Below are 20,168 nucleotides of genomic sequence, written 5' to 3'. Positions count from 1 at the left end.
TTATTTTAAAGAAATTATGAGCAAAGATTCAAAAAAGTTTTTCGAACCAAGACCCAATTATGCTGCATACCGTAAGTGGGAAGAAGAAAACTATCATAAACCTACTGATGATGAGACCAGACAATTTTTAGAATTTTGGCAGGAGATCTATGATATTTGGCTGAAAAATAATTCACCATTCGAATCGCGATATGTTGAGGATAAAGTTAAGCTACGAAAAGAACTAATAGAAAAATTTGGTATTAAAACGTGAACAGTTTCGAACAAACATTGTTTAAGTTAGATGAATTCTGTAAAGACACTTCTATCAAATACGCTGTTGTTGGTGGAGTAGCTGTAATAAGCTATGACTATCAAAGAACAACAAAGGATATTGACATAACTGTTCTTTGCAAATTAGAACAAATAAAGGAAATTCATGATAAATTTGTCAAAGAATATCAACCGGTTTATGATGATTCTCTGAATTTCTTTTCCAGAAATTTTGTCTTACCGCTGAAAGATAAAATTACAAATGTTAGAATTGATGTTATCGCAGGTCTAACAATTTTCGATGATACAATTATATCCAGAAGACAAAGAAAAAAACTCGGTGAATCTGAATTTTATATTTGCACTCTGGAAGATTTAATTCTATACAAACTTTTTGCAAGCCGACATCTTGATCTGGGTGATGTTGAGAATCTTTTAATTAGAAATAAAAATTCAATCGATAAAAATTATTTAGTCTCTACTGCTGAAAAATTCAAAGAGCTTGAAAGAGAAGACATAGTCAAAAATCTCAATAAATTACTTCAGGATGTGAAATAAGAAATAAAGTTCACAAATTATTATAGATTGATTATTTTACGCCTTGAATCAGCAAATCCCTCAAAGCCAACTTCAGATTTTCAAACCTAAATTTATATCCAGCATTTAAAATTTTTTCTACACTTGTTCTCTGACTCATAACAGCATACTCAGCAATTTCGCCTGCAACAATTTTCATTGCAAATTTTGGGATAGGGAACAGCGAAGGTCGTTTCAATATTTTCCCAAATGTTTTGGCAAATTCTTTCATCCGGACGATTCCGGGAGATGAAGCATTAACTGGTCCGGATAAGTTTTCATTATCAATTGCTTCAATATAGATTCCAACAATGTCATCAATGTGAATCCACGGAAACCATTGTCTGCCGTTTCTAAGTGGTCCACCAAAAAAAAGTTTGAATGGAAGAAGTAATTGTTTAATTACACCTTCATCTTTCATCATAACCAAACCGGTTCTCAGCGAAACTCTTCTTACGCCGTACTGTTCAACTTTTTGTGCTTCGTTTTCCCAATCTTTACAAAGTTTCGCCAGGAAGTCATTTCCTGCTGAACTATTTTCATCAAGGATTTCTTCAAATCGATTACCATAATACCCAACCGCATTTGCACAGATAAACACTTCTGGTTTTTTTTCTGTCTGTCTGATTGCTTCAACTAAATTTTTAGTACTGAGCACCCGACTCTCGTACGCAAGTTTTTTATAATTAGCAGTTAATCTTTTTGCACCAAGATTTGCACCGGCAAGATGAACTACTGCATCCGCACCGTTCAATTCATACATCCATACATCCATACAATCATAAACCCACTTGACATACTTATTTGCATTAGCTATTTTCATCTGAGCATTTTCCAGATTTCGGGTGAAGACAATTACTTCATCTCCTCTTGCAGATAACTCCTGCACCAATCTTCGACCGATCGAACCGGTTGCGCCAGTGATAAGTATTTTTTTTGACATTTTATTCATAATAGACATCGTGTTGATTTACTAAAATGCAACTAAAAAAAATTTGCTTGTAAATTATTATAAGATTATTGATGAAAGTTTGATTTTTATTAATAATTTAATCATAAGTAGTAATGAAATTATTCAATTTTTAGTCATGTTAATTTCAATTCATCAAAGAAAAATTAATAATAAGGTGTAAAATGATGAAAATAATAATACCATTTCTAATTCTACTATTATTAACATCTACTTATGGTCAATATAAATCTGTTTGGGACCAAGTGCCGGAGAAAATAAGAGAGAAAAAATCATTTAAGAGATACGAATGGTTTTATCGTCCAAGAACTGATGAAAACGGTATATTCCCAAAAGAACATGTTGATCACCAGATAGCAATTGAAGAACAAAAAATTGCAGAAAATAATTTGGAACTTAATAAAATAAGTGGCACCTCAGATTTATGGACGAATCTAGGTCCGAATGCAATTGACATGACGTCAAGCTTTGTTCCTTATTGGGGAAAAGTAAGCGGAAGAGTACGCGGACTTGATGTTCATCCAACAGATCCAAACACTGCATATCTTGGTGCTGCTGCGGGAGGAATTTGGAAAACTAGTAATGGTGGCACAACCTGGTTGGATAAAAGTGGTAGTTTAAGCAGATTAACTTTTGGTGGTATTGCAATCGACCCTAATAATCCTAATGTAGTTTATGCCGGTACCGGTGAAGCTATATGGTTTTATAATAATGTTACATACGAAGGAAATGGACTTTACAAAACAATAGATGGTGGAGATAATTGGACTCATATTACAAATGGATTCGGAACTCAAACTCAATTCTCAGATATTGAAGTAAATCCAGGCAATTCAAATGTTATTTTGGCATCACTTGGGTCAGGTAATTGGAATAATGCTTTTCCAAATAATGAGGGTGTTTGGAGAAGTTCTGATGCAGGTACTACCTGGACAAGAACTTTAAATGTTCAAGATGCTTTTGATGTTGCTTTTCATCCATCAAGTAGCCTGTTAGCTTATGCTGCCTGTGGAGATCAATCTTCTTCGAGTGGGTTTTATCGTTCTACTGATGGTGGAGTAAACTGGATTCAAAGTAATACAGGTCTTCCTTCAGCAACTTCGATTGGTAGAATGCAATTTGAATTATCTGCTTCCTCACCTCTAATCATATATTTGCTTATTTATAACGATTCTGCTTTACCCGGTGGACGGACTACAGCAGCATTCAAATCCACAAATGGAGGAGTAAATTGGTCTCAGATTTCCTCAGGAGTTAATATTTCAGGTAGCTATGATGGATCATCAGTTAATGACCAGGGATCATACGACCTATGTCTATCTGTTCATCCAACAAATGCTAATGTTGCTTGTTTTGGTAATGTAGAACTTAGCAGAACAACTAATGGTTCAAATATTTCATTCGTTCGGAATCCATCCGGTTTTCAGGGAGGTACAACGGCTTGGGATTGTTATTCTCACGTTGATATACATAAAATACAATTTGCTCCGTCGAATGGTAATATAGTTTACCTGGGATGTGATGGCGGTATTTTTAAATCTACTGATGCTGGTGCAACCTGGTTCAACGTTAATAACAATATTAATACAATACAATTTTACAGAGTAGCATCTCATCCAACTAATTCTTCTATACTATTTGGAGGGGCACAGGATAACGGAAATTTCAGCACTGCAAATAAAGGTGCAAGTGATTGGATTTTTGAAACAAGCGGTGATGGTATGGAGTGTTTTGTTGATTATAGCAACTCGAATTTTATTTTTATGAGTACTCAGTATGGAAACTTATTAAGGAGCACCAATGCTGGTGTAAGTTGGCAAAACGTTGATTATGTTGGGAGCGCAGCTTGGTTGGCTCCATATTGGCAACATCCTACCATTTCTACTCGTATTTTTGCTGCGATCAATGGCCAAATTCGGCGATCAAATTCTTCAGGCGCATCAGGAACCTGGTCAATGATTTCAGGTTTAATAAGTGGTTACCATGTTACCTCAGTTGCTCAATCACCGATATCAACTAATAATATGATTGCGGTATCTAGTGACTATACTATCGCACCAGCCATACACCGATCATCTGATGAAGGTGTAACATGGACAGACATAACATCGAATGTAACTGCTGCCGGATTTACTGGGACTAATATCCAACGAGTAATTGCCGATCCAGTGAACGCTAATATATTTTACATGACAAGAGCATCATACATTGGTGGGCAGGTTATTAAAACGACCAACTTTGGTACAAACTGGACCAATGTCAGTGGTAACTTGCCGTCAGTTCCTGTTAGTGATTTATTTATAGACCCTGCAAATACTAACCATTTATATGCTGGAAATGATTTTGGCGTTTACTGGACAACCAATGGAGGTACAAACTGGATAAAATTAAGCAATGGAATGCCATTTGTACCTGTACTTGATTTTAGCTTTTACAGTAATGGTGGTACTAGATACCTTAGAGCAGCAACTCACGGTAGAGGAGTATATGAATTAAATATTGATAATCCTCTCCCCGTCGAACTCACATCCTTCACCGCAAAAGTTTTGAAGAGTGGAGACATTCAATTAAAATGGCAAACAGAAACCGAAGTTAATAATTATGGTTTCGAGATTCTTCGCTCCGCAAAGTATGACACCGTGTGGATAAAGATTGGGTTTGTTGAAGGAAGTGGAAACAGTAACTCACCTAAAGAATATTCCTATATGGATGAAGTGATAAAGTATGGCAGTTATGCATATCGGCTAAAACAGATTGATACTGACGGGCAGTTTGAATATTCAAAAGTAATTGAAGTTGATGCAGGAAATATTCCAAATGGATTTGTGCTTGAGCAGAATTATCCCAATCCGTTCAATCCAATTACCACTATTAAATTTGCTGTCGCAGAAACACAAAAAGCAGAGCTAAAAGTAATTGATTTATTAGGGAATGAAGTGGAGACGATATTTACTGGAATTGCAGATGGTGGGAAGATTTATGAAGCAGTATTTAATGCGGAGAACTATTCGAGTGGAATTTACTTCTATACTTTTAGAACGGAACAAAAATTTGAGACTAGAAAAATGCTCCTTTTGAAATAATAACAATTTGAAATTTAGAATTATTAATGAATCCCTGCTTCGGCGGGGATTTTTTATTTCTTTGCAGTTATTTAACACAAAATTTATGGCATCTTTTAAAATTTTTCTTTACGTTTAAAACCAGATAAATAAACTTTAATCTCAACCAAAATTCCTGCGACGGTATTATGAAAAAAGTTTTATCAATGTTACTATTCACTTACAGTTTAACTATTGCCCAGGTTTCACTTGATGGAGTTAACACTTATTCAGAAGATTTTAATACTTTAACAAGCACAGGTACTTCCTCCACAGTTCCAACAGGATGGGCTTTTTCTGAAAGCGGTACCAATGCTAATGGAATATACACGGCTGGAACTGGTTCTGGCAACGCTGGAGATACATATAGCTTTGGTGCGACATCTGCTACCGATAGAGCTTTTGGTGGACTCCAATCAGGTACATTAATACCTACAATTGGAGCAAGTTTTATAAATAATACTGGTTTTACAATTACACAATTACCAATTTCTTATACAGGTGAACAATGGAGATTAGGTGCAACAGGTAGAAATGATAGATTGGATTTTCAGTATAGCTTAGATGCAACGAGTTTATCTACAGGGACGTGGACGGACGTGGATGGCTTAGATTTTATTGCACCGAACAGTACAGGTACGGTTGGATCGCTTGATGGGAATGCATCGGCTAACAGGACAACTATTACCCAAACAATTACTGGTTTGAGTATTGCAAATGGAGCAACATTTTGGATCAGATGGATAGATTTTAATGCGACTGGTGCTGATGATGGCTTGGCTATAGATGATTTTTCAATTGATGAAACTAACCTCCCCGTCGAACTTTCTTCCTTCACAGCGATCGTTTTAGAAAATTCTGTAAAACTAAACTGGCGAACTGAAACCGAAGTTAATAATTATGGATTTGAGATTCTTCGCGGAGTTTATCCCGCAAAAAGCAGGACTCAGAATGACAAATGGGAGAAGATCGGTTTTGTTGAAGGAAATGGCAATTCAAATTCACCAAAGGATTATACATTTACTGACAATCTTACTCTTACTCGTACTCTTTATTATCGCTTAAAGCAAATTGATACTGACGGACAGTCTGAATATTCAAAAGTTATTGAAGTTGATGCAGGAATAATTCCGGCTGAAATTGTTCTCGAACAGAATTATCCGAATCCTTTTAATCCATCAACTACTATCAGATTTAATTTCACACATTCCGGGGATGTGAGATTATCAATTTATAACTTGCTTGGTGAACAAATTATGCAGCTTGTGAATGGCTTCCTGGAAGCTGGCATTCATACAGTTAATTTCAACGCATCAGATTTGAACAGTGGTGTGTACCTCTACAAGTTTGAAACCAATGGAATAATACAATCGCGCAAGATGATTCTTGCCAAATAATCATTATTTCTAAATCGTTAAAAAAATAATAGAGAATGAATAGATAAAACTTTTCATTCTCTTTTTTTTCATTTATTTTTCAGTCAACAATCCAGTTGTAATTATTTATTTATTCATAAATTCTAATCGGAGGGCAAATATGAAAAAATCATATTTACTTGTTGTTTTTGTATTGTTAATATTTCCATTCAGTTTTTCATTCGGGCAGTTGCTGGTTGAAGATTTTAATTATGCTGTAGGTGATTCAATAACCGGGCATGGCTGGACTAAACATAGTGGTGCCGGTTCACCAATTTTCGTCGAAGCAGCTAGTATAAATTATACAGGTTATCCATCTTCCGGGATAGGAAATCAGGTCTCAATAAATGGTGGATCTGGTTCGCGGGAAGATGATAACGTAGGCTTCGACTCACTTGCCAATAACGGTGATGTAATATATTATTCCTTTTTAGCTAATGTTGCTTCTGCAAGTGCGACGCAGGATTATTTTATTCACATCGGTAACAGAGTTTCACCAACTGTTTTTACACTCTTTGCTGCACGAGTTTTTGTTCAGGATGTTTCCGGAAATCTTAGATTTGGGATGAGTAACACATCAACCCAAACAATGGGTACGACTGATTTCAGCTACAATACAACTTATCTCATCTTCGTAAAATATACAATTAATACCGGTGGTGCAGATGAATGCAAACTCTGGGTAATAACTTCCGGAGTTCCACAAAGTGAAGTTCTCGCTGGTACGCCAGAAGTAACTAATACTTCAACAAATGGTCAGGATGTTATTGATGCTATCGGATTACGACAAGGCGGACAATCGTACTCTGTTGTGATTGACGGTATCAGATTATCTACTCAATGGGAAGATCTTGTACCTGTTGAGTTGACTTCTTTTGCTGCATCATCCGTTGGTGGTGATGTATTCCTAAACTGGTCAACGGCAACTGAATTAAACAACTCAGGTTTTGAAATTCAAAGATCAAGTTCAGGAACTGAATTTGCGGCAGTTGGTTTTGTTCCTGGTTATGGAACAACCACCGAAGCAAAAACTTACAGGTTTGTTGATGCAAATCTTCTTGCAGGAAGTTATACTTACAGATTAAAGCAGATTGACTTTAATGGATCATTTGCTTATTCAAATGAAGTTAATGTTGAAGTTACTTCACCAGCACAATTTGAGCTTTCTCAGAATTATCCGAATCCATTTAATCCAAATACTACTATTAAGTTCTCAATTCCACAAAGTTCAAATGTATCTTTGAAAGTGTTCAATGCACTCGGACAGGAAGTTAGCACATTGGTAAATCAGAATATGGAAGCTGGTTCACACACAATTAATTTTGATGCAACTCAACTAAACAGTGGAATTTATTTCTATCGTTTAGAAGCAGGTATGTTCAACGAAGTCAGAAAAATGACTTTGCTTAAATAAGATTTATACTTTCAAATTTAAACCCCTCCATCTGCTGACAAAAAAGTGGATACTCGTGAGGGGTTTTTAATTAAAATATTTTCAAAGCAGTAAATATTAGCATGTAAATCTGTGCTTGAGAAATTTCATTTTATTTCGAACGTTTGAATTCAGCTATCTATCAACTGATGCTTATGAAGATAATAGGGGCACACAGATTGTTACTGAAAGTGAAAATTATTTTGATTATTTTTATAATGATAAACAATAATACAAGAAGTAAATGCTATTCGGATTTGTAAAGACCAACGGAAAAACTAAACTTGAGCGTAATATCCATCGTGATCATAAAATTAAGAAAATTCTATTCAATGTAATTTATGGAACAATCGGATTTTTGATACTTAATATCATTCTTTACGCTCTCTCAACAAACTGATCTCAATCTCCACATATTTTACTTTAAATTAGATTGAACCGCAGACGGTAATATTTTATATTTGTCCTTCTTCTTCATCATAATATGAATAAAAATAAAGTATATATCGAAACTTATGGCTGCCAGATGAATCTTGCGGATACCGAAATAGTGCTTGGTATTTTGCAGAATAATGGTTACAGCCACACTAAAAATTCTGATGAAGCTGATGTGATTCTTGTTAACACTTGCAGCATCAGGGATAATGCAGAACAAAGGATTTATGGAAGACTCGGGAATTTTAAAACTATAAAAGACAACAAACCCGGATTAATTGTTGGTGTATTGGGTTGTATGGCTGAGCGATTACGCACAGACCTTGTTGAGAAAAAGAAAATTGTTGATGTTGTAGTTGGTCCCGACGAGTATAGAAGATTACCTGAATTAATTGATGTTGCTTTCAACGGCGATAAAGGAATTGGCGTCAAGCTATCCAAAACAGAAACTTATGATGATATAATTCCTCACAGGGAAGATGGATTGCAAGCCTGGATTTCAGTTATGCGCGGTTGTGATAAGTTCTGCACATTTTGTGTTGTTCCGTTTACCCGTGGACGGGAACGAAGCCGTTCATTAAATTCTGTTGCAGATGAAATAAAACAATTGTCAGACAGAGGATTCAGGGAAATTACTTTGCTTGGTCAAAATGTTGATTCATATAAAGATGAAGAATCTGCTGAAGCCGGAGATTTTGCTGATCTTCTTGCAGCCTGTGCACAGGTTGATAATTCAATCAGAATTAGATTTACAACTTCACACCCTCAGGATCTTTCCGATAAATTATTATATACAATATCATCTCATTCAAATATCTGTAATTACATTCATCTGCCTGTTCAGTCAGGTTCAAACAGAATACTTGAACTAATGAATCGAACTTATACAATCGAACACTATCTTCAATTAGTCGAAAGAGCAAGGAAGATTATTCCAGGCGTAAGTTTTTCCACAGATATAATCACGGGTTTCCCTACAGAAACTTATGAAGATCATATTATGACTTTAGATGTAATGAGGATGGTGAGATTTGATGGTGCATTTATGTTTAAATATTCTCCCCGCGAAGGGACGAAAGCTTTCAGAATGAATGATGATGTTTCAGAAGAAACAAAATCAAAACGATTACAGGAAATAATTAATCTTCAACAGCAAATATCATTTGAACTGAACCAGGAATTAATAGGAAAAGAAGAAGTTGTTTTAATTGAAGGTTTCAGCAGGAAATCTGATAAGTTTTTATCAGGCAGATCAGATACAAATAAAGTAGTGATAATTCCCGCTGACAATAAAATAAGAGTCGGGAATTATGTGAAAGCTAAAATCAACAAAGCAACTTCTGCCACTCTCTTTGGTGATTTTTCTGGTTTCGCAAATTTAGTTGAAGAAAACTTATCTTTAACCGGGTAAAAACTTTATTCAACATCTCTTTCAAATGGCGGTAAGAAAATGAAAAATCTTAAAATAAATTTTCTCCTTATTCTGATCGTCAAGATTATATCATTTGCTTCAAATATTTATTCGCAGGATGCGGATATTGTCCCTTATCTCAAAGCAATTGAAAATGGTGATCTGGTAAGTGCAAAAGATGCTCTTTTGGAATTGAAAGAAAAAAATCCAAACGATCCATCAGTTATGTTTCTTGATGCAGTATTGAAGGAAAATGGACAGGAAGCGATCGTTATCTATCAGGATTTAGTAGATAATCATCCAAAGAGTAAATATGCCGATGCTTCGCTCTACAGAATATTTTCTTACTATTATGCTCTGGGTCTATATGAAACCGCTCAGGAAAAATTAAAGCAGTTAAAAACATCATATCCTTCTTCTCCGTACATTCAGGTTGCTGAACAAAATATTTCATCTATTGGAAAATCTGAAGAAACTAAAATTGAAACGAAAATTGATACAAAAGTTGAGACAAAGGTTGAAGAACCAAAAACTAATATTGAAGATGATTACAATTTCACTATTCAGGCAGGTGCATTTACAAATCTGGATAACGCAAAAAAATTAAGCGGAGAATTCGAATCAGCAGGTATCTTCAGCCGGATAGATGAAAAGGTTGTTGGTGGAACAAGCTTTCATATTGTATATGCAGGAAAATTTGAAAAACGTGAAGATGCTGAAAGTTTTTTACAGGTTTTGAGTTCACGTTATCAAATTAACGGTACAATCGTAGCGGCACCCGGAAAATAAATTGAAAATTATTTTCCTCGGAACAAGCACTGGTAAAACTTCTGCCAATCGCTTCCATTCATCACTTCTTTTTTCTTTTAATGATTATAATCTGTTAGTCGATGCCGGGGAGGGTGTATCACTTGCCTTATTAAAAAATAACACGGAGTATGATTCTGTTAATGGAATTCTGCTGACTCACCTTCATCCTGATCACTTTGCAGGTTTACCGGGTTTAATTATCCAGATGAAATTGAATGAGAGAAAAAAGCCTCTCCAAATTTTTATACATGAAAGTCTGAAAAGTGTCGTTCAAAATCTTTTACTCAACTCATATATTCTTCCTGATCGAGCAAATTTTGAAATTCGATACGTCACATTCAAAGAAAATGAGGAAATTAAAATCTCAGAAAAATTCTCTTTTATCGGAAGAAAAAATTCACACTTAAGCAAACTGGAAAATTACAAGTCGATCTATCCGGTTTTGAGTCTCTTTAGTGGAAGCTTCTTGTTCAGAGTTGTAAATAAACAGATTGTCTATACTTCTGATATCGGTTCAGAAAAAGATCTTTTACTATTTCAGGATATCACTCCAGATATTTTAATTACTGAAGCAAATCATATTTCAATCAATTCTATATAGATGAATATCAGAATTCTTCCTTCAGAATCTATCTGACTCATTATTCAGATGAAGACTCTCATAACATAAGTGAAATTTTGGCAAGCCTTCCCAAACCATTCCAGGATAAAATAAAATTAGCTCAGGATTTACAAATCGTTGAAATCTGAATAATTTCAAAAGTAATATCCCATAAAAACTCCATTTCAATTCAAAGTCGTAATGTTTATTTTTGTTCCTGCGACAGATTGTCACTCAACTCAAATAATTTAATCGTGAATAGAGAAGAATTCAAAATAAAACATGGAATTATAAGCCAGTCCGGTGAGATAGACGACCTTGTTGATGTTGTTATGCAGGTCTCATCATCTGATATTACCGTATTAATTTATGGCGAAAGCGGAGTTGGTAAAGAAGTATTTGCAAAAGCAATTCATAATTCAAGTAAGAGAGCTGGTCAGGAGTTAATTAGTGTCAATTGTGGTGCGATACCGGAAGGAATCCTTGAAAGCGAATTATTTGGTCATAAGAAAGGTGCCTTCACAGGAGCGTTTGAAGGAAGAAAAGGTTATTTCGAAATTGCTGATGGCGGCACATTGTTTCTCGATGAAATTGCTGAGATGCCTTTAACTACTCAGGTTAAAGTTTTAAGAGCAATTGAGTTTAAAGAGTTTATGCGAATTGGTGCAGAGACTGTCACTAAAGTAGATGTAAGAATTATTGCTGCGACTAATAAAGATTTGCAGCAAGAGGTCAACAGCAGAAAATTCAGAGAGGATCTGTATTTCAGACTGAAAGCTGTCAGTCTAAATATCCCTCCGCTTAGAAAACGAAAAGGTGATATAGAATTGCTCGCTAACCATTTTCTTGAACATTATGCGAAAGCTAACAAATTAACAGCACCAAAAATTTCGGATGAGGCTATGGATTTGCTGATTGAGTACAATTGGCCGGGAAATGTCAGAGAATTAAAAAATACAATTGAAACAGCTCTAACTTTGAATAGAAATGGTTTACTGGATGTTAATTCTTTTTCAGATTTGCTGGTAACGAAAGATGAAAATAGTTCTATGCGGCATTTACCTGTATTTCTCAGGAAATCACCTGAAGACGCAGATAGAGAACTTTTATACAGAGCACTATTTGAGATAAAAAAAGATTTAATTGAACTAAAAGATCTCGTAATCAACACAAGCAGGGAACAGACAGTAAAAACTGAAGAACCTAAAAAGAATCTTTTTGCGCTCGATATTATCGAGCGAGACACAATAAAAGCCGCACTCGATAAAACCCGTGGTAACAAAAGAAAAGCTTCAAGATTGCTGAATATCAGTGAACGAACTCTCTACAGAAAAATTAAACAATATGATTTGTTGGAAGAATGAAAATGAAGCGATTTAATGAGAAAATTAATGGTATTTTAAGAATATTAGTTTTTAGTCTATTGTTCGGGATAAGTGCTGTAATTAATTTTGGATGCGGTTCTTATTCTTTTACTGGTGCTTCAGTTCCTGCTCATTTAAAGACGATTGCAATACCGATAGCAGAAGATAAAAGTCCTGCGGCTATTCCGGGACTAAGAGAACTCCTGACAGATGATTTAATTCAAAAATTTATAAGTGACAATTCACTCCAGGTAACAGAAAGATCAACGGCAAACGCAACACTTGAATGTGTAATTACCTCTGTTACGGATGCACCGGCAATTGTTAGCGCTGGTGAAGAAATTGCATCAAGACGGTTAACAATAATAGTTAAAGTCGTTTACAAAGATTTGATTCAGAGAAAAACTATTTTTGAATCAACATTTACAAACCACGGTGATTATGTCCCGGGAGAAGCAACAAACGAACGGGAAAATGCAGTAGCAATTGCTGTCGATAAAATTTCAGAAGATATTTTACTGGCTGTAGTGTCTGGCTGGTAATAAAGGAAAAAAATTATGGATAACATTGTTTTAATCGGATATTTCGTTTCACTTTCAATTCTTTTCATATTTGGACTGCATGGTTTCGTTCTGCTTTACTATCATCGCAAATATAAAGATGTTAGTTTCAATCCCGGAAAAGATTTTGATGAGACACCATTAGTAACAATTCAACTCCCGCTTTACAATGAGCTTTATGTTATTGAAAGATTAATTGATAAAGTTTGCGAAATCGAATATCCAAAAGATAAACTCGAAATCCAGGTGCTTGATGATTCGACTGACGAGACAATTGATGTAGTTGCGAAAGCAGTCGAAGCAAAGAAAAAAGAAGGATTTAATATTCAACATATCAGGAGAACTAACCGCGAAGGTTTTAAAGCCGGTGCACTTAAAGAAGGATTAAAAATAACACACGGTGAATACGTTGCGATATTCGATGCTGATTTTATTCCTTATCCGGATTTTCTTAAAAAAACTTTAAAATTCTTTGCTGATGAAAAAGTCGGAATGGTTCAAACACGCTGGGAACATTTGAACGGAGATCATTCACTAATAACAAGAGCACAGGCTCTGGCATTGGATGGACATTTTGTTATTGAGCAAACCGTCCGTAATAAAGCAGGATTCTTCATCAACTTTAATGGAACGGGCGGTGTTTGGAGAAAATCTTGTATCGAAGATGCTGGTAACTGGCATGCTGATACATTAACCGAGGACCTCGATTTAAGTTACCGTGCACAGTTGAATGGATGGAAGTTTGTCTTTCTGAAAGACTTCACTTCACCTGCCGAACTGCCGCAGGAAATCAACGCTCTGAAATCCCAGCAATTCAGATGGACAAAAGGCGCAATCGAAACAGCAAAAAAAATTCTCCCGCTTGTTTGGAATTCTGATGTCCCGTTGAGAATAAAACTTTACAGCACATTCCATCTTACAAATAACATTGTATTTCCTTTTATTCTGCTCGCAGCAATATTGAATGTTCCTCTCATTTTTGTAAAGAACAGCGGCGGACACGAAGTCTATTTTGCATTTATGTCAATCTTTGTTCTAGCATTCATCAGCTCATTTATGTTTTATTTATATTCACAAAAAGATATTCACCCTGATTGGCGAAAAAGAATCGTACTCTTCCCGATTTTTATGGCTGGAAGTATGGGCTTTGCACTCAATAATTCCCGTGCTGTTTTTGAGGGATTACTTAACCGGAAAAGTGAATTCGTAAGAACACCAAAATTCAAACTGGTTTCTGAAAAAGATACCTGGGTTGGGAAAAAATATTCAAAAAATAAAATTGGTTTTGCAGTTATTGTTGAATTAATCCTGGCGTTTTACTGCTTAATCGGTGTAGTATCAAGTATATATTTTATGGAGATAGCAAGTCTTCCTTTCCAGCTTTTATTTTTCATTGGTTTCTCTTTCGTATCTATAACTTCAATAAAGCATGCTTTTGCAAAAAATGCTGCTCATTAATTGTGTGTGAACTGTGGATGATAAATTACCGGCAAGAGCTAAATTAATTTATGAACGGGATAACAACTCTCCTCTCTTTCTGAGAACTGCCGATTATTATCTTCAAAATGGTGAACCACAAACTGCTTTCTCAATTCTTGAAAACGGATTGAAAACATTTCCTGAACATCCACTTGCATTTATTATGCTCGCAAAAGTTTTTATAAGATTCGGTGACTTTCAGAAAGCAGATTTCTATTTTAAAAAATCGGCTGAGCAATTAGATAATCAACAGACTTATGAATATTACAGATCGGAGTACAGACTTACCGGTAAACCTGTTTCACCTTTTGATACTTCGCGCGGAAGCATTTTTATTAATCAGAATGATGATTATGTCGAAGAGATTGAAAACAAAGATTCAGATTCAGTTGATGACAGACTTTCTGAAATTGCTGATGAATTGATGAATAGAAATACAGATCGTAAAGAAGATACTTCCTTTTCAGCTCCCATAGTCAGTGATTACTCACCTGATAAAAGTAAACTGGCAACTGAAACTTTTGCAAACATATACCTTTCGCAGGGACAGAAACTTGAAGCAATTAAAGTTTATGAAATGCTAATTAAACGTTTTCCTGAAAGAAAAAGTTATTACGAAGCAAAAATCAGTGAAATAAAATCACAGCAGATGTGAAAAATACCTCTCCGTTTTTCTAAATCAGAAATTTGATGACAGATTTATTATCAGCAAAAAAATTAAGTAAGAATTTTTATCGCAGAGATGTACTAATTGTGGCGAAAGATTTATTAGGGAAGATTTTTGTAAAAAAAGATAAGAACGGAATACTTGCGGGAAAAATTGTGGAAGTTGAAGCGTATCATGGCGATTTTGATCAGGCTGCTCACACATACCATGGAAAAACAAAAAGAAATGAAATAATGTTTGAAGCAGGTGGCTGTTTATATGTTTATTTTACTTATGGCTCTCATTTTTGTTGTAATATCGTAACCGGCAAGAAAGGTCACGGTACCGCAGTTCTGATTCGTGCGATTGAGCCTTTAGCTGGTGTCGAAAAAATGATTAAAAACCGGTTTGGAAGAAATTTGAAAAATGAAAAAGAAATTTTTAATCTGACAAACGGTCCGGGTAAAGTATGTGCAGCATTCGGAATTAATAAAAGTCATCTGGGAACTGAACTTACCGGCGGGAAAATATTTCTGCTGGGAAATAAAAAGATTGCGGCTGATAAAGTTGGCATTTCAAAACGAATTGGTATTACAAGATCGGTTAATCTGCCATGGAGATTTTTCATTATAAATAATCCCTTCCTTTCACGAAAATGAAACCACCACAAAAAATATTATTGGTGAGAACTGACAGGATTGGCGATGTTGTTTTATCATTGCCGATGGCTGAACTGGTGAAGAAAAAATATCCACAGAGTGAAGTATCCTATCTAATTCGTGAATATACTGTTGCTCTGCTTGAAGGCAATCAGTTTATTGATAAAGTAATTATTGCTGAAGAATCAAATGATGAAATTCTCTTTACAAACAATCTTCAAAAAATAAAATCTGAAAAATTTGATACTTGTATAGTTATAAATCCCACTCTGAAGATTGCTTTGATAATGTTTCTTGCCGGAATAAAAAATCGAATTGGAACCGGATACAGGTGGTACTCATTTTTATTCAATAAAAAAGTTTATGAACATCGTAAATATGGTGACAAGCATGAACTTGAATACAATATAAATTTACTCGGGCAAATCGGAATTGAAACAGCTAACACAGCAGATGAAATAAAATTCAATTTAACGGCAAGTGAAAACAGTCTTCACGAGATAGATTCTTTATTACTTGAAAAAGGTTATAAGCCAGGTAATAAAATTGTAATTATTCATCCCGGAAGCGGAGGCAGTTCGGTTGATCTTCCAAAAGAGAAATTAATTCAGCTAACTAAGCTGATCAGTTCACTCGATGAAGTGACAATTATAATCACAGGCAGTAAAAATGAAATAGAGCTTTGTAAAGAATTTGAGGTTAGTGATTCAGTAAAAAATTTTGCCGGACAACTTGATCTGAATCTATTAAAAGCACTGATAAAAAAATCAAATCTGTTTATTTCAAATTCAACAGGACCGATGCACATAGCTGCTGCGTACGATGTTTTTGTATTAGGATTTTTTCCAAAGATTGCAGCCTGTTCACAAAACAGGTGGGGTCCTTATACAGTAAACAGGACAATATTTGTCCCAACAATTGATTGCGTCAATTGTACCCGTAAACAGTGTGCAAAACTCGATTGCATGAATAGCATTGATATTGGCAAAGTATTTGACGAAACTAGACGCGTATTGAAAATTAAGTAATTAACGGAGATCATAAATGTATTTCAGCAAATGGATGTATTTTATTTTGTTCCTAAGTTTTTGTGTTGGTGTTACACTTCCTCAATCTTCCTCAACTAAAGAGGAATTCAGAACTGTTGAAAACAAGGCGTTTAAAGAGGGAGAGAAACTCACTTTTGATTTGAATTATGGTTTTGTAACAGCCGGAATTGCAGTAATGGAAATTCCGAGAATTAAAAAAATATCCGGAAGAGAAACTTACCACGTTGTATTTGAAGTAAACTCAGTTCCAAGCTTTGATATGTTTTACAAAGTAAGAGATCGATATGAAACGTATATTGATGTTGATGGATTGTTTCCATGGAGATTTGAGCAGCATATAAGGGAAGGCGGATATACAAGAGATTTTTCTGCATTCTTTGATCAACGGAAAGGAATAGCTAAAACAAGTGAGGGCGAATATGAAATTCCGAAATATGTGAATGATATGATGTCAGCTTTCTATTATGCCAGAACAATTGATTATTCCGGCATGAAAGCGAATGATTTAATTCATTTGCAGAATTTTTATAAAGATAAAGTATATGATCTTGACGTAAAATATCATGGTAAGGAAACAATTGATGTACCTGCTGGGAAATTTGATTGTATTATCGTTGAACCATTAGTTAAAGAAGGTGGCTTATTCAAGCACGAAGGAAATATTATTATCTGGCTTACCGATGATGAATTAAAAATGCCGGTGAAAGTAAGAACTAAAATTGTTGTTGGATATGTTGAAGCAAAATTGACGAAGTATGAAGGGCTTGCCGGGAAATTAACTTCAAAGCGTTAAACGATCCTATTTAATTTTTAATAAAGGGAGCTTTGTCTCCCTTTTTTATTTACAGAGGTAAGTATGTATTGAAATTATTAATGAGTTTTGAATTGTTTTTTAATAGTTAACAAATATTGCTTCTTATGTTTTGATCTTTCGGGCAAAATTGCTAATTATAATTAGATTTTATTGGAGAATTTATAATGCTAAATATCTTTTTCTTTTCCACGTTGCTTATTAACAGGACTCCCGTTATTATAGTCTTATTCAAAATAATCTTCTTAATGTGAAATTAACTGCAGGATAAGATGAAAACTTTTATTCGCTCCTTTTTTGTTTTGATGCTTTTCCCCCTTCATTTATTTTCCCAATGGTCAACAGATCCTAATAATAATTTAATTGTAGGTTACGGCTTAAACCCTGACCTTTGCAGCGACAGTGCCGGAGGGTGCTATATAACCTATGAATACGGCACGACCGGCTATCCAAGAAAATTAGGATTAGAAAGATTAGACAAATATGGATACACACCCTGGGGAACATTGAAACAAATACCCGGCGAACTTCCAGAACAATGGTATGCAGAAATTATTGAAGATGGAGTGGGCGGAGTTATTGTTTCTTATTTAGATGATTTAATAACAGGTTCTGATTTTATATATAGAGTACGAGTACAGCGGGTAGATAGTGCAGGTAATTTATTATGGGGTCAGACAGGTGTAAGAGTTACAACAACTGAAATAAATCACGGTGATCAGGCAATAGTTAGTGATGGTAATGGAGGTTGTGTTGTTGTCTGGTCAGATGAATTGCAAAATTATACTTACGATTACAGAGCCAACAGAATAAATAATTTGGGTGAGAGAACCTGGGGCGATACAGGAATATTGCTTGAAAATAATGATTACACTCAATCTACAAGTATAGTAAGAGCAAGTGATGGAAACTATTATGTGCGTATTAGAACCAGTTTATACAGAATTAAAGAAAACGGAAAAATAATCCGACAGGACAGTGTAACACTTACTGAAAATATAATCCCAGATCCTGAAGGAGGAGTAGTTTTAAGTGGTAGAGTTGGGAATATAAATAATAGAAAGCTTGTAGCTCAAAGACAAGATTCTCTTGGTAACAACCTCTGGCAAGAACCCTATGTAGAAGTTGCTGATAGTCTTTATATAAACACAAGGAATAAAATGATGAGTAACAGTGGACTATATTATTTTAGTTGGAGCGGTATGGAAAATGGGATTGATGTCATAGCAAAATTTCAAGCCTTGAGGTTAGATGGCAGTAAACTTTTTTCAGATGGAGGCATATCAATCAATGATGGCCTGCCGTTGAGTATAGCAGGGATTATCCCGTCAGAGTCAGGTAAAACTATTTTTATTTGGAATAATGATCCAAACTTACCTGATTCAACATTAACTCAAATCTATGACACCCTTGGAAATAAATTATGGGATAAAGATGGAATCGTCGTGGCTGATCCTGCAATTTCTTACCAAGGATATACTATTGATCGAAATGGTGGATTCATTATTACTGGAATCATTAATGAGTTTACCGTAGTAGCTCAGCAAGTCAGCCAGTACGGGAATCTTGGAGAGATTATTACTTCAGTGCATCAAGAATATCAAGAAATATTTCCATCAGAAATCATACTATACCAAAACTATCCAAACCCATTTAATTCAAGTACGGTTATAAGTTATTCAATACCCAGAGAGGGAAAGGTTACTTTAGAACTTTATAATGCTTTAGGAGAACTAATTACAACAATTATAAATGATTTCTTTGATGCGGGAATGCACATAGTAAGTTTGTCATCAGACAATTTACCATCAGGCGTTTATTTGTACAAATTGCAGACTGACACTCAAGTATTAATTAAGAAATTATTAATTATTAAATGAAAGGGATTACCATGAAAAATTTGTTAAAAATATTGTTAGGTATTTTATTTCTATCGATGGGCATAGAAATAATACCAGCTCCGTTCGACACAGGGATGATAGAATTACAGCAGCCTGATGAAACTACTTTCACGGGCAGAATATGGGGAGATGAATTTTTCTATTGGGCAGAAACTGAAGATGGTTACCGTTTTGTGCAATCAGGTGATGAATGGTATTATTACGCCCAACTTGATGAAAACGGTGAATTCACGGCGACAGAATACAAAGTGGAAATTGATGAACCACCATCTGAATCTTATAAGCTCGAAAGAACACAGGCAAGAATTGATGAGATAAACCAGATGATAGAAGAATTCATTGAACAGGTTGAATTAAACAAGGAGTGGTTTTCACAAAAACAAGCTGAAGCACAAGGGCAACCAGTAACTTTGAAAGTTGGTTTAATATTAATTGAATTTCAAGATGTAAAACATTTTGAAGATGAAGAATATAGACCTGATGGTTATCTTACATCAGATTTTGACAGTATGATGTTCTCAAATAATTTTTGGTATGATATTACTGCTCCAACACCTCATCCTGAAAATGAACTACTCTTTGGCAGTTTCAGTGATTACTGGAATCAAATGTCCCTTGGTAAATTAATAATTGAAGGACATGTAGCAAATCCAACAGATGAGAGCACAGGAGTACCAAGTGGTTAATTGCTGATCA

19 protein-coding genes are annotated in these 20,168 nt (G+C 35.0%); 18 read left to right on the top strand and 1 reads right to left on the bottom strand.

Annotated features, from left to right (window positions below):
* The first annotated feature begins 16 nt into the window (after positions 1 to 16).
* Both HND39_02560 and HND39_02555 read left to right on the top strand, forming a co-directional pair.
* Positions 17 to 253, top strand: a complete 237-nt coding sequence (locus HND39_02560) for a hypothetical protein (GenBank protein QKJ95239.1) — start codon at positions 17 to 19, stop codon at positions 251 to 253.
* On the top strand, positions 250 to 810 hold the full coding sequence (locus HND39_02555) for a hypothetical protein (GenBank protein QKJ95238.1): 561 nt from the start codon (positions 250 to 252) through the stop codon (positions 808 to 810). The genes HND39_02560 and HND39_02555 overlap by 4 nt, the downstream gene beginning before the upstream one ends.
* A gap of 31 nt (positions 811 to 841) precedes the next feature.
* Here HND39_02555 and HND39_02550 read toward each other — a convergent pair whose 3' ends face one another.
* Positions 842 to 1,771 (bottom strand): TIGR01777 family protein, encoded by a 930-nt coding sequence (locus tag HND39_02550; GenBank protein QKJ95237.1) that lies wholly within the window; start codon positions 1,769 to 1,771, stop codon positions 842 to 844.
* Between the two features lie 191 nt (positions 1,772 to 1,962).
* Between HND39_02550 and HND39_02545 the strand changes: the two genes are divergently transcribed.
* The 16 genes from HND39_02545 (at position 1,963) to HND39_02470 (ending at position 20,158) form a co-directional block, all read left to right on the top strand.
* Positions 1,963 to 4,881: a T9SS type A sorting domain-containing protein gene (locus HND39_02545; protein QKJ95236.1), complete on the top strand. Its 2,919-nt coding sequence runs from the start codon at positions 1,963 to 1,965 to the stop codon at positions 4,879 to 4,881.
* Between the two features lie 167 nt (positions 4,882 to 5,048).
* On the top strand, positions 5,049 to 6,296 hold the full coding sequence (locus HND39_02540) for a T9SS type A sorting domain-containing protein (protein ID QKJ95235.1): 1,248 nt from the start codon (positions 5,049 to 5,051) through the stop codon (positions 6,294 to 6,296).
* Between the two features lie 139 nt (positions 6,297 to 6,435).
* Complete coding sequence (locus HND39_02535; GenBank protein QKJ95234.1) at positions 6,436 to 7,728, top strand: T9SS type A sorting domain-containing protein; 1,293 nt, start codon at positions 6,436 to 6,438, stop codon at positions 7,726 to 7,728.
* A gap of 262 nt (positions 7,729 to 7,990) precedes the next feature.
* Positions 7,991 to 8,146 carry a hypothetical protein gene (locus HND39_02530; protein QKJ95233.1) on the top strand — a complete coding sequence of 52 codons (156 nt, stop codon included), beginning with the start codon at positions 7,991 to 7,993 and terminating at the stop codon, positions 8,144 to 8,146.
* A gap of 84 nt (positions 8,147 to 8,230) precedes the next feature.
* Entirely contained in the window at positions 8,231 to 9,592 is a 1,362-nt protein-coding gene (miaB, locus tag HND39_02525) for a tRNA (N6-isopentenyl adenosine(37)-C2)-methylthiotransferase MiaB (protein ID QKJ95232.1), read from the top strand.
* A gap of 39 nt (positions 9,593 to 9,631) precedes the next feature.
* Positions 9,632 to 10,381, top strand: coding sequence for a tetratricopeptide repeat protein (locus HND39_02520; GenBank protein QKJ95231.1), 750 nt, complete (start codon positions 9,632 to 9,634; stop codon positions 10,379 to 10,381).
* Position 10,382: 1 nt separating this feature from the next.
* The gene (locus HND39_02515) at positions 10,383 to 11,003 is read left to right on the top strand and encodes a ribonuclease Z (GenBank protein ID QKJ95230.1); all 621 of its coding nucleotides are present in this window, start codon (positions 10,383 to 10,385) and stop codon (positions 11,001 to 11,003) included.
* Between the two features lie 254 nt (positions 11,004 to 11,257).
* Positions 11,258 to 12,367: a sigma-54-dependent Fis family transcriptional regulator gene (locus HND39_02510; GenBank protein QKJ95229.1), complete on the top strand. Its 1,110-nt coding sequence runs from the start codon at positions 11,258 to 11,260 to the stop codon at positions 12,365 to 12,367.
* Positions 12,368 to 12,369: 2 nt separating this feature from the next.
* Complete coding sequence (locus HND39_02505) at positions 12,370 to 12,909, top strand: hypothetical protein (GenBank protein ID QKJ95228.1); 540 nt, start codon at positions 12,370 to 12,372, stop codon at positions 12,907 to 12,909.
* Positions 12,910 to 12,924: 15 nt separating this feature from the next.
* Positions 12,925 to 14,385, top strand: coding sequence for a glycosyltransferase (locus HND39_02500; GenBank protein QKJ95227.1), 1,461 nt, complete (start codon positions 12,925 to 12,927; stop codon positions 14,383 to 14,385).
* A gap of 13 nt (positions 14,386 to 14,398) precedes the next feature.
* A complete protein-coding gene (locus HND39_02495) occupies positions 14,399 to 15,061 on the top strand; it encodes a tetratricopeptide repeat protein (GenBank protein ID QKJ95226.1) in 663 nt (220 codons plus the stop codon).
* Positions 15,062 to 15,096: 35 nt separating this feature from the next.
* Positions 15,097 to 15,711, top strand: coding sequence for a DNA-3-methyladenine glycosylase (locus HND39_02490; GenBank protein ID QKJ95225.1), 615 nt, complete (start codon positions 15,097 to 15,099; stop codon positions 15,709 to 15,711).
* The gene (locus HND39_02485) at positions 15,708 to 16,739 is read left to right on the top strand and encodes a glycosyltransferase family 9 protein (GenBank protein ID QKJ95224.1); all 1,032 of its coding nucleotides are present in this window, start codon (positions 15,708 to 15,710) and stop codon (positions 16,737 to 16,739) included. The genes HND39_02490 and HND39_02485 overlap by 4 nt, the downstream gene beginning before the upstream one ends.
* Before the next feature lie 34 nt (positions 16,740 to 16,773).
* Positions 16,774 to 17,553 (top strand): DUF3108 domain-containing protein, encoded by a 780-nt coding sequence (locus HND39_02480; GenBank protein ID QKJ97855.1) that lies wholly within the window; start codon positions 16,774 to 16,776, stop codon positions 17,551 to 17,553.
* 290 nt (positions 17,554 to 17,843) lie between these two features.
* Positions 17,844 to 19,451: a T9SS type A sorting domain-containing protein gene (locus HND39_02475; protein ID QKJ95223.1), complete on the top strand. Its 1,608-nt coding sequence runs from the start codon at positions 17,844 to 17,846 to the stop codon at positions 19,449 to 19,451.
* 11 nt (positions 19,452 to 19,462) lie between these two features.
* Positions 19,463 to 20,158, top strand: a complete 696-nt coding sequence (locus tag HND39_02470) for a hypothetical protein (GenBank protein ID QKJ95222.1) — start codon at positions 19,463 to 19,465, stop codon at positions 20,156 to 20,158.
* Positions 20,159 to 20,168 lie beyond the last annotated feature (10 nt).

The sequence above is a fragment of the Ignavibacteriota bacterium genome, assembly GCA_013285405.1.
Taxonomy (GTDB): domain Bacteria; phylum Bacteroidota; class Ignavibacteria; order Ignavibacteriales; family Ignavibacteriaceae; genus IGN2.
Note: the sequence above shows the minus strand (reverse complement) of the source record. Positions and strands in the feature narration are given on the sequence as shown.

Excerpts from the sequence above, each read along its gene's own strand:
- HND39_02560 (QKJ95239.1), top strand. The coding sequence starts at position 17 with ATGAGCAAAGATTCAAAAAAGTTTTTCGAACCAAGACCCAATTATGCT.
- HND39_02550 (QKJ95237.1), bottom strand. The coding sequence starts at position 1,771 with ATGTCAAAAAAAATACTTATCACTGGCGCAACCGGTTCGATCGGTCGA.
- HND39_02545 (QKJ95236.1), top strand. The coding sequence starts at position 1,963 with ATGATGAAAATAATAATACCATTTCTAATTCTACTATTATTAACATCT.
- HND39_02540 (QKJ95235.1), top strand. The coding sequence starts at position 5,049 with ATGAAAAAAGTTTTATCAATGTTACTATTCACTTACAGTTTAACTATT.
- HND39_02535 (QKJ95234.1), top strand. The coding sequence starts at position 6,436 with ATGAAAAAATCATATTTACTTGTTGTTTTTGTATTGTTAATATTTCCA.
- HND39_02530 (QKJ95233.1), top strand. The coding sequence starts at position 7,991 with ATGCTATTCGGATTTGTAAAGACCAACGGAAAAACTAAACTTGAGCGT.
- miaB (QKJ95232.1), top strand. The coding sequence starts at position 8,231 with ATGAATAAAAATAAAGTATATATCGAAACTTATGGCTGCCAGATGAAT.
- HND39_02520 (QKJ95231.1), top strand. The coding sequence starts at position 9,632 with ATGAAAAATCTTAAAATAAATTTTCTCCTTATTCTGATCGTCAAGATT.
- HND39_02505 (QKJ95228.1), top strand. The coding sequence starts at position 12,370 with ATGAAGCGATTTAATGAGAAAATTAATGGTATTTTAAGAATATTAGTT.
- HND39_02500 (QKJ95227.1), top strand. The coding sequence starts at position 12,925 with ATGGATAACATTGTTTTAATCGGATATTTCGTTTCACTTTCAATTCTT.
- HND39_02490 (QKJ95225.1), top strand. The coding sequence starts at position 15,097 with ATGACAGATTTATTATCAGCAAAAAAATTAAGTAAGAATTTTTATCGC.
- HND39_02485 (QKJ95224.1), top strand. The coding sequence starts at position 15,708 with ATGAAACCACCACAAAAAATATTATTGGTGAGAACTGACAGGATTGGC.
- HND39_02480 (QKJ97855.1), top strand. The coding sequence starts at position 16,774 with ATGTATTTTATTTTGTTCCTAAGTTTTTGTGTTGGTGTTACACTTCCT.
- HND39_02475 (QKJ95223.1), top strand. The coding sequence starts at position 17,844 with ATGAAAACTTTTATTCGCTCCTTTTTTGTTTTGATGCTTTTCCCCCTT.
- HND39_02470 (QKJ95222.1), top strand. The coding sequence starts at position 19,463 with ATGAAAAATTTGTTAAAAATATTGTTAGGTATTTTATTTCTATCGATG.